This window comes from Phenylobacterium sp. (assembly GCF_013911965.1).
GTDB lineage: Bacteria > Pseudomonadota > Alphaproteobacteria > Caulobacterales > Caulobacteraceae > Phenylobacterium.
Window position 1 is genome coordinate 112,836 of record NZ_JACESE010000013.1, and the last position, 8,730, is coordinate 121,565.

The window sequence follows — 8,730 nt, forward strand, 5'->3', positions numbered from 1 at the left end:
GCGCAACCCCGGAGGGCGGTCCTATTCCGGCAGGACGATGGAATCGCCCGCCTCGTCCCGCAGGGCGGCGCCGAGTTCGAGGCCGAGCGCCCGGGCCGCGGCCTCGCGGTCGGACGCGGGCAGCACGATCTCCCCCTCGCGCCGGAAGCGCAGCCGCCCGTCCGGCGACAGGGCCTCCACGATCAGGGACAGCCGGTCGCCGGAGAGCTGCGAATAGGCCCCGATGGGCGTGCGGCAGGAGCTTTCCAGCGCCGCCATGGCGCCGCGTTCGGCGGACACGGCGATGGTGGTGGCGCTGTCGCGCAGGGCCGCGACCCAGGGCTTGTCGAAATCGCTCTCGCGCGTCTCGATGGCCAGGGCCCCCTGGCCCGGCGCCGGCGGGCGCGCCACCGGGTCGATGAAGCTCTTGGCCGCGCCGTCGAGCCCCAGGCGCTTCAGGCCCGACAGGGCCAGGATGATGGCGTCGAACTCGCCGGCCTCCAGCTTGGCCATCCGCGTGCCGACATTGCCGCGCAGCATCTGGACGTCCAGGTCGGGACGCGCGTGCAGGCTCTGGGCCTGGCGGCGCAGGCTGGCCGTGCCCAGGCGCGCGCCCTGCGGCAGGTCCTCCAGGGTCCGGGCCTCGCGGGAGAGGAAGGCGTCGCGCGGATCCTCCCGCTCGGGGATGGCGGCGATCACGAGGCCCTCGGGCAGGAGGGCCGGCATGTCCTTCATGGAATGGACGGCGCAGTCGATCTCGCCGGCCAGCATGGCCTCCTCGATCTCCTTGGTGAAAAGGCCCTTGCCGCCCACCTCCAGCAGGCGCCGGTCCTGGATGCGGTCGCCCGAGGTCCGGATGACGATCAGCGGGGCGACGCGCTCGGCGTCTTCGGGCGGGGCGCCCAGGGCGGCGGCGATGCGGCGCTGCATCTGGCCGGCCTGGGCCAGCGAGAGCTGCGAGCCTCGGGCGCCGATGCGGACGACGGGCGGTTGCGAAGACACGGTGGGCGGTCTACCTGCGAATGTTCGATGGGACTGCCTGCCTGCTACAGGACAGGCCGGGAAGCCGCAACCGAATGACCGACCTCACCATCCTGGGCCTGGAGACCAGCTGCGACGAGACCGCCGCGGCCGTGGTCCGCCGCACGGCCGACGGGCGGGTCGAGGTGCTGTCTTCGATCATCGCCAGCCAGATCGCCCAGCACGCCCCCTATGGCGGGGTGGTGCCCGAGATCGCCGCGCGGGCGCACGTGGAATCCATCGACGCCATCGCCGCCGAGGCCATGCGCACGGCGGGCGTCGACTATGGCGACCTCTCCGGGGTGGCGGCCACGGCCGGTCCCGGCCTGGTGGGCGGGGTGATGGTGGGGCTGGCCTTCGGCAAGGCCGTGGCCCTGGCCCGCGGCCTGCCGCTGGTGGCGGTCAACCATCTGGAGGGCCACGCCGTCTCCGCCCGCCTGGGCGCGGATGTCCCCTATCCCTTCCTGCTGCTGCTGGTCTCGGGCGGCCATTGCCAGCTGCTGGACGTGGGCGGGGTGGGCGCCTGCGTCCGTCTCGGCTCGACCATCGACGATGCGGCGGGCGAGGCCTTCGACAAGATCGCCAAGTCGCTGGGCCTGCCCTACCCCGGCGGCCCGGCCCTGGAGAGGCTGGCCGTCGGCGGCGATCCGGACCGCTATCCCCTGCCCCGCGCCCTTCTGGGCCGCAAGGACTGCGCCTTCTCCTTCTCGGGGCTGAAGACGGCGGCGGCCCGCATCGCCGAGGGCCTGACCGCCGAGGCCGACCGCCGCGACCTGGCCGCCAGCGTCCAGGCCGCCATCGGCCGCCAGCTGCGCGAGCGCTCCGAGCGGGCCATGGAGATCTACGCCCAGGCCCATCCGGGCGAAGCGCGGCGGTTCGTCGTCGCCGGCGGCGTGGCCGCCAACAAGGCTCTGCGCGCCACCCTGGAGGAGGCCGCCGCCCGGCGCGGCTTCTCCTTCGACGCCCCGCCGCTCGCCTACTGCACCGACAATGCGGCCATGATCGCGCTGGCCGGCGCCGAACGCCTGGCGCTCGGCATCAGCGATCCCCTGGACGCCGCCGCCCGCCCGCGCTGGCCGCTGGACGCGGCGGCCGCCGCGGCCGATCCCACCCACCTCGCCGGCCGAAAGGGCGCCAAGGCATGACCCATTCCTCCAAGGGGACCTTCGACCGCGCCGCCGTCATCGGCGCCGGGGCCTGGGGCACGGCTCTGGCCCAGGTCTGCGCCCGCGCCGGGCTCTCCACCACGCTGTGGGCCCGCGAGGCCGAGGTCGTCGCCTCGGTCAACGAGGCCCACGAGAACCGCCTGTTCCTGCCGGGCGTCGAGCTCGACCCCGCCATCGCCGGCACGGGCGATTTCGCGGACCTCGCGGGCAGCGACCTCGTCCTCATGGTGGCCCCGGCCCAGCATCTGCGCGCCACGCTGTCCGCCTTCGCCCCGCACGCGCGGGAAGGCCTGCCCGTCCTCCTCTGCGCCAAGGGGGTGGAGCAGGGTTCACTGAAGCTGATGACCGAGGTTCTGGCCGAGACCCTGCCGCAAGCCGCGCCCGCCGTGCTGTCTGGCCCCAGCTTCGCCGGAGAGGTCGCGCGCGGGCTGCCCACGGCCGTGACGCTCGCCTGCCCGGACGAGGCGCTCGGCCGGGCGCTGGCCGAAGCCATCGCGCTTCCCGCCTTTCGTCCCTACTACGCGCCGGACATGGTCGGGGCCGAGGTGGGCGGGGCGATCAAGAACGTGCTCGCCATCGCCTGCGGCGTCGTCGAGGGCCGCGGGCTGGGCCGCTCGGCCCATGCGGCGCTCATCACCCGCGGCTTCGCCGAGATGACCCGCCTGGCCGTGGCCCTGGGCGGGAAGCCCGAGACGGTGGCCGGCCTCTGCGGCCTGGGCGACCTGGTGCTGACCTGCTCCAGCCCGCAGTCGCGGAACATGAGCGTCGGCCTGGCGCTCGGCGGCGGCCAGACCCTGGAACAGGCGCTCGCCGGCACGCTCTCGGTGGCCGAGGGCGTCGCCTCGGCCCCGGCGGTGCGCCAGCTCGCCGCCAAGGTGGGCGTCGAGACCCCGATCTGCGAGGCCGTGGCCGCCATCCTGGCCGGCGAGGTGGCGGTGGACGCCGCCATCGAAGGCCTGCTCTCCCGCCCGCTCAAGGACGAACGCGAGGACCTGGAATGATCTATGTGCTGATGTGCTTCGACAAGACGAACGCCCTTTCCGAGCGGATGGCCGTGCGCGAGGCGCACCTGGCCTATATCGGCGGGCACATCGAGCGGGTGAAGCTGGCCGGACCCCTGCTGGACGAGGCCGGCGAGATGGCCGGCTCGCTCATCCTCTATGAGGCCGACAGCCTCGCCGAGGTCCGGGCCTTCAGCGACGCCGATCCCTACAAGACCGCCGGCGTCTTCGAGCGGGTCGAGATCTCGGCCATGAAGATCACCCGCGGGGGCCTGGCTTGAACCCCGCCCGGCCGCGCGCCGGGACCGACCTCTGCGCGCTTGAGGACATCGCCGAACCCGGCGCCAAGAGCTTCCGCTTCCGCGCGCAGGCGGCCATGTTCGCCGGCGTCGTGGTGCGCATCGGCGAAGAGGTCCGCGGCTATGTGGACAGCTGCCCCCACGCCGGCTGGCCCCTGTCGGCGCTGGACGACAGCTACCTGACGCGGGACCGCCGCCACATTCTCTGCGCCGGCCACGGCGCCCTATTCCGCCCCCTGGACGGCGAGTGCGTCGCCGGCCCCTGCGCCGGCGAAAGCCTCTCCCCCTGGCCCGTCGAGGTGCAGGACGGCCGGGTGGTGACGGTCTAGAAGCCTCCCGCGTCGGCCGCAGCGAACCGGCCGAAACCCTCCGCCAGGCTGTCCATCACGGCGCGGATGCGCGGGAGGCGGCGGAGGCTTTCGTGGGTGACGATCCAGGTCTCCAGTTCGGCCACCACCACCTCGGGCAAGACCCGGCGCAGGATGGGATCGCGCTCGCCGACGGGAATCTGGACGACGGCGATCCCCAGACCCGCCCGGGCGGCGGCCAGCTGGGCGGGATGGCTGTCGGTGCGCAGGGCGAAGCGCTCGCGGGCGAATCCCTGGCCGAGGCCGGCGGCGATGGCGAGGTCCGAGCGACTGCGGTCGGGGCCGATGATGTCATGGCCGGCCAGGTCGTTCAGGGCGGCGGGCGCGCCGCGCTCGGCGAGATAGGCTCGAGCCGCGAAGAAGCCCAGCGGGATCGTGGCCGCCTTGCGGGCCACCAGGGCCTCCTGCGCCGGCCGGATGGCGCGGACCGCCACATCCACCTCCTGGGCCAGCAGGTCGGCCGGCGCGTTGCTGAGCGCCAGCTCCACCTGGAGGGCCGGATGGCTTCGGCGCAGGGCCGCCAGCATCGGCGGCAGGACCTCGACCCCCATGAACTCCGAGACGCTGATCCGCACCACGCCGGCGGCCTCGCCGGACGGGGCGGCGGCCAGCCGAACGAAATGGTCGGACGCCAGCGCCATAGCCCGGGCCGGCGCCGCCAACTCGCGGGCCTGTTCGGTCGGCGTCAGCCCATTGGGCGAGCGGGTGAAGAGGACGGTGCGAAGGGCCGCCTCCAGAGCCTCCAGCCGCGCCCGCGCCGTCGCATGGGAAATGCCGAGCCGCCGGGCCGCGCCCGAAAGGGAACCCTCCTCCAGAACGGCGAGGAAGGCCTGCTGCTCGTCCCAGGAGACCGGCTTGCTCATAGATTTTATGCTAGCAGGGCGTCGGTTTCTTGCAATTTCTGCCAGCTCGCCTGGGGCGCAGACTTCGACCTCGTCACAGATGGAGAAGTCGATGAACAGCAATAAGACGGCCCTCGTCCTGGGCGCCACCGGCGGCGTGGGCGGCGCGATCGCCGAGGCCCTCCTGCGTCGCGGCTGGCATGTGCGGGGGCTGGCGCGGGACCTCTCCGCGCCGGCCCTGGTCGCCCATCCGGGGCTCGAATGGCGGCAGGGCGACGCCATGAACCGGGCGCAGGTGGTCGCCGCCGCCGAGGGCATGAGCGCCATCGTCCATGCGGTCAATCCGCCGGGCTATCGGAACTGGGGCGCCCTGGTCCTGCCGATGATCGACAACACCCTCGCCGCAGCCCGCGCCGCCGGGGGGGCGCGGATCGTCCTGCCGGGCACGATCTACAACTACGACGTGGCCCGTACGCCGGTGATCTCGGCCGACACGCCTCAGCGCCCCCGCAGCCGCAAGGGCAGGATCCGAGTGGCGCTGGAGCGGCGGCTGGAGACCGCCGCGCCGGAGGCGCCTGTCCTGATCCTGCGGGCCGGCGACTTCTTCGGCCCCGGGGTCCGGTCGAGCTGGTTCGCCCAGGCCATGGTCAGGCCGGGCGAGCCGGTCCGCCGGATTGTCGACCCCGCCGGCGGACCTGGCCACAGCTGGGCCTATCTGCCTGATCTTGCGGAGGCCTTCGCCCGTCTGATGGATGCGGGCGAGCGCCTCGCCCCCTTCGAGCGCCTGCAGTTCGAGGGGCTCCATGACGGGACAGGATCGGTGATGACGGACGCCGTGCGCCGGGCGCTCGGCCGTGAGGTCCCGGTGCGGGCCTTTCCCTGGTGGCTGATGCGGGCGCTCGCCCCCTTCGGCGGCTTCCCGCGGGAGGCGGCCGACATCGCCGCCTACTGGCGTTGGCCGGCCCGGTTCGACAACCGGCGCCTCGTCGAGCTCCTCGGCGAGGAGCCGCGCACGCCGCTCGATGCCGCGGTGCGCGCCAGCCTAGCCGACCTGAGGGCGGCGTGAGCCGCTGTCGGCGGCCCTACCCCTGCTCCGCCAGCTTGTCGGCCACGCGGCCGTGCACGGCCTCGGCCTCCGGCGTCATGATCGAGTCGAAGTCCGACATCTCGTAGACCGGCCGGATCTCGATTTCGCTCGGGCCGAGCATGGGATTGGGGCAGCGTTTCACCCAGGCGACCGCCTCGTCCATGTCCTTGACCTCCCAGAGCCAGTAGCCGGCCACCAGCTCCTTGGTCTCGGCGAAGGGGCCGTCGATGACGGTGCGGGAGTCGCCGTCGAAGGCGATCCGCTTGCCCTGGGACGAAGGCTTCAGGCCGTCGCCGCCCTTCATGATCCCGGCCTCGACCAGCAGCTCGTTATAGCGTCCCATGGCTTCGAGCAGGTCGCTGCCCGGCATGATCCCCGCCTCGCTGTCGGCCGTCGCCTTCACGAACACCATCACGCGCATCGCTTGTCTCCCTCGTCCTTGCCGGCCCCACGGCCGCTTCGAGCATAGGACGGCGCGGCGATGGGGAGTCCGACAATCCCAGCACTCAAAAATTCGCGCCGATCGGCCGAGCCCTTCCGCGACCCTTCCTTAACGGCTTGGCGGCTATGGCTATCGCCGACCTTCGAAGGAGGACGCCTTGGCCGACCCGATCCGCGCGCTCGCCACGATGAACGGCCGCTTCGCGCAGCCCTTCGCCCAGACCATGCTGGTCCGGCCCAAGGCGCGCGAGGACGCCGGCGCCTTTGCGGCCCACTGCGCGGCCATGGACTTCGAGTTCACCACCGAGTGGGCGGACAACAACATTCCCTATGTGGCGCCCCTGCTGCGCGACTTCGCCGCCGGCCGCGGTCAGATCCGCTATCTCGAAATCGGCGCCTATGAAGGCCGCAACCTCGCCTTCATGGACTGGCTGCTGCCGGCCAAGCTGGACGTCACCGTCATCGACCCCTGGTTCGACGAGACCCTGAACCCGGAGGAGAAGTACCACGCCGTCGAGCCGCGCTTCCGCCGCAACGTGGCCAAGCTCAACTTCACCAGCCTTGCGACCCGCAAGGGCTTCTCGACCTACGAGCTGCCGAAGATGCTGGCGGCGGGCGACCGGTTCGACCTCATCTATGTGGACGGCAGCCACACCGCCTGGGCGGTGATGGTGGACCTCGCCTACTGCGCCGCCCTGCTCGACATCGGCGGCATGATGGTGCTGGACGACTACTGGCACGACGAGAGCGAGATCGGCGGGCCGGGCGTCAAGCAGGCCGTCGACCGCTTCCACGGCGTCTTCCGCAACTACTTCGAGATCACCGCCGTCTATCGCCAGGTGGCGCTGACCAAGATCGCGGAGATCCCGCGCTAGACGGGCGCGCAGGGGGGGCGTCGGCGCCGAAATTGCGGGCGCAAGGCGCCTGGCCAGCCGTCGGCGCCGAAAACGAGCAGTCGCCAAACCTGCCGATCCAGATTCCGTCTGGAAATGGGACAGCTTTGGGCCTATTGCATCGCAGCGACGGGGGACGGGCGCGTCAGGGAGCTGAGCGTGCTGAAGTTTCGTCGCGATTCCGACACCGAACATCATGACGGGCCGCTGGGCGGCCTGAGGGTCCTCGCCATCGCCGGGGCGGCCGCCTGTGTCGCCGTGGGTCTGGCCGTCGCGGCCCCGCTTCTGAACGCCGACCGCGCCGAGGTGGCGCAGCTGGCGCGGCTGACCGGCGGCGAGATGGACGCGGTGGCCTTCGCCCGGCTGACGGGAAGCATGGACCCGGCCATGCTCAGCATCGCCGACCGTTTCGCGCCGCAGGAAATGACGCCCGCCTTCGCCCGCGTCGACCGCGAGGCCGGCGTGATGAACGTGCTGGACGGCGGCGCGCCCGAACCGGCGGTGCTGCGCCTGCAGGACATGGACGAGGCCCAGGCGCGGGCCTGGAACGCCTCCAACCCGACCTCGACCCTGCCCAATCCGGCCGCGCGGCCCTTCGTCATCCACGGGACGCCCCTGCACCAGGCGCGCGCCGCCGACTGCCTGGCCGCCGCCGTCTATTACGAGGCCCGCTATGAGAGCCTGGACGGCCAGCGGGCCGTGGCCCAGGTGGTGCTGAACCGGGTGCGCCACCCGGCCTATCCGAATTCCGTGTGCGGCGTGGTCTTCCAGGGCTCGAACCGCACCACCGGCTGCCAGTTCACCTTCACCTGCGACGGCGCCCTGGCGCGCATGCCCGATCCGGAGGGCTGGCGCCGCGCCCGTCAGGTGGCCGAGGCGGCGCTGTCGGGCTACGTCATGAAGGGCGTGGGCAACGCCACCCACTATCACGCCAACTATGTGGCCCCCTACTGGAGCCCCAACCTGCTCAAGGTGGCCACCGTCGGGGCCCACATCTTCTATCGCTGGATGGGCGGCTGGGGTCTGCCGGGCGCGTTCGGGCACGCCTATGGGGGCGATGAGTCGATCGGCTTCCAGATCGCCGCGCTGAACCGCATCTCCACGCCCGCCCAGATCGAGCTCGTCGCCACCGCCGAGGAGATGGAGGCGCTCACCCCCACCCTGATCGGCGAGGCCGGCAAGGGCCAGACCGACAGGACCAAGGCCCACGCCGCCGAGGTCGAGGTGGTCGAGGTCGCGGCCGTCGAATCCGAACTGGTGGCCCAGCCCCAGATGGTGGCGAAGGAGGCCGAGAACCTCGTCCCCGCCGAGGACCTCGACTGGCTCGGCCGCGTGAAGTCCCAGGCCGCCCCGCGCGTGGCCATGCCCACCGGCGGCCGGATGTTCTGAGGCCCGCGCGCGGCCGGGCGCGTCGCGGACGACGATCCCCGTCATGCTCGAGCTTGTCCCGAACATCCCCGTCGAGGGCAGGTGCGGGCGTCGAGAGGATGCCCGGCGCAGGGCCGGGAATGGCGGAATGATGGGGAGCCGCAGCGCCCTTCGGTCTAGGGCGTGGACTCATAAGCTCTGAGCCACAGGCGGGTTGAGGCGAGCAGGACGGCGGCGAGGAAGTTCCTGGCCAGCTTGTCGAAGCG

Annotated in this window: 10 protein-coding genes and 1 pseudogene; 7 read left to right on the top strand and 4 right to left on the bottom strand. The window is 72.3% G+C overall.

The genetic code is table 11. From position 1 onward, the window contains the following. Positions 1-21: 21 nt before the first annotated feature. The gene (gene hemC, locus H2041_RS14110) at positions 22-981 is read right to left on the bottom strand and encodes a hydroxymethylbilane synthase (RefSeq protein WP_293413642.1); all 960 of its coding nucleotides are present in this window, start codon (positions 979-981) and stop codon (positions 22-24) included. A 20-nt stretch (positions 982-1,001) separates the two neighbouring features. On the opposite strand from hemC, the gene tsaD reads away from it, so the two are divergent. From tsaD to H2041_RS14130, 4 genes are read left to right on the top strand one after another with little or no spacing between them, the layout of a single operon-like run. Continuing rightward, a complete protein-coding gene (gene tsaD / locus H2041_RS14115; protein WP_293413644.1) occupies positions 1,002-2,144 on the top strand; it encodes a tRNA (adenosine(37)-N6)-threonylcarbamoyltransferase complex transferase subunit TsaD in 1,143 nt (380 codons plus the stop codon). Further along, positions 2,141-3,166 (top strand): NAD(P)H-dependent glycerol-3-phosphate dehydrogenase, encoded by a 1,026-nt coding sequence (locus H2041_RS14120; protein WP_293413646.1) that lies wholly within the window; start codon positions 2,141-2,143, stop codon positions 3,164-3,166. The genes tsaD and H2041_RS14120 overlap by 4 nt, the downstream gene beginning before the upstream one ends. Further along, positions 3,163-3,447: a YciI family protein gene (locus H2041_RS14125; RefSeq protein WP_293413648.1), complete on the top strand. Its 285-nt coding sequence runs from the start codon at positions 3,163-3,165 to the stop codon at positions 3,445-3,447. Before H2041_RS14120 ends, H2041_RS14125 begins: the two co-directional genes overlap by 4 nt. Then, the gene (locus tag H2041_RS14130; RefSeq protein WP_293413650.1) at positions 3,444-3,794 is read left to right on the top strand and encodes a Rieske (2Fe-2S) protein; all 351 of its coding nucleotides are present in this window, start codon (positions 3,444-3,446) and stop codon (positions 3,792-3,794) included. Before H2041_RS14125 ends, H2041_RS14130 begins: the two co-directional genes overlap by 4 nt. On the opposite strand, the gene H2041_RS14135 is transcribed toward H2041_RS14130, so the two are convergent. Next, on the bottom strand, positions 3,791-4,696 hold the full coding sequence (locus H2041_RS14135) for a LysR family transcriptional regulator (RefSeq protein WP_293413652.1): 906 nt from the start codon (positions 4,694-4,696) through the stop codon (positions 3,791-3,793). The two genes, H2041_RS14130 and H2041_RS14135, sit on opposite strands and share 4 nt — an antisense overlap. 91 nt (positions 4,697-4,787) lie before the next feature. Between H2041_RS14135 and H2041_RS14140 the strand changes: the two genes are divergently transcribed. Continuing rightward, positions 4,788-5,741: an NAD(P)H-binding protein gene (locus tag H2041_RS14140; RefSeq protein WP_293413654.1), complete on the top strand. Its 954-nt coding sequence runs from the start codon at positions 4,788-4,790 to the stop codon at positions 5,739-5,741. A gap of 16 nt (positions 5,742-5,757) precedes the next feature. Here H2041_RS14140 and H2041_RS14145 read toward each other — a convergent pair whose 3' ends face one another. Continuing rightward, positions 5,758-6,183, bottom strand: coding sequence for a YciI family protein (locus tag H2041_RS14145; RefSeq protein ID WP_293413656.1), 426 nt, complete (start codon positions 6,181-6,183; stop codon positions 5,758-5,760). A 178-nt stretch (positions 6,184-6,361) separates the two neighbouring features. Between H2041_RS14145 and H2041_RS14150 the strand changes: the two genes are divergently transcribed. Then, positions 6,362-7,078, top strand: a complete 717-nt coding sequence (locus H2041_RS14150) for a class I SAM-dependent methyltransferase (RefSeq protein WP_293413658.1) — start codon at positions 6,362-6,364, stop codon at positions 7,076-7,078. 177 nt (positions 7,079-7,255) lie between these two features. Beyond that, positions 7,256-8,485, top strand: coding sequence for a cell wall hydrolase (locus H2041_RS14155; protein WP_293413660.1), 1,230 nt, complete (start codon positions 7,256-7,258; stop codon positions 8,483-8,485). A 155-nt stretch (positions 8,486-8,640) separates the two neighbouring features. Here H2041_RS14155 and H2041_RS14160 read toward each other — a convergent pair. After that, positions 8,641-8,730: pseudogene (locus H2041_RS14160) on the bottom strand (IS5/IS1182 family transposase); the annotation flags it as partial.

Excerpts from the sequence above, each read along its gene's own strand:
- tsaD (WP_293413644.1), top strand. The coding sequence starts at position 1,002 with ATGTTCGATGGGACTGCCTGCCTGCTACAGGACAGGCCGGGAAGCCGC.
- H2041_RS14120 (WP_293413646.1), top strand. The coding sequence starts at position 2,141 with ATGACCCATTCCTCCAAGGGGACCTTCGACCGCGCCGCCGTCATCGGC.
- H2041_RS14125 (WP_293413648.1), top strand. The coding sequence starts at position 3,163 with ATGATCTATGTGCTGATGTGCTTCGACAAGACGAACGCCCTTTCCGAG.
- H2041_RS14135 (WP_293413652.1), bottom strand. The coding sequence starts at position 4,696 with ATGAGCAAGCCGGTCTCCTGGGACGAGCAGCAGGCCTTCCTCGCCGTT.
- H2041_RS14140 (WP_293413654.1), top strand. The coding sequence starts at position 4,788 with ATGAACAGCAATAAGACGGCCCTCGTCCTGGGCGCCACCGGCGGCGTG.
- H2041_RS14145 (WP_293413656.1), bottom strand. The coding sequence starts at position 6,183 with ATGCGCGTGATGGTGTTCGTGAAGGCGACGGCCGACAGCGAGGCGGGG.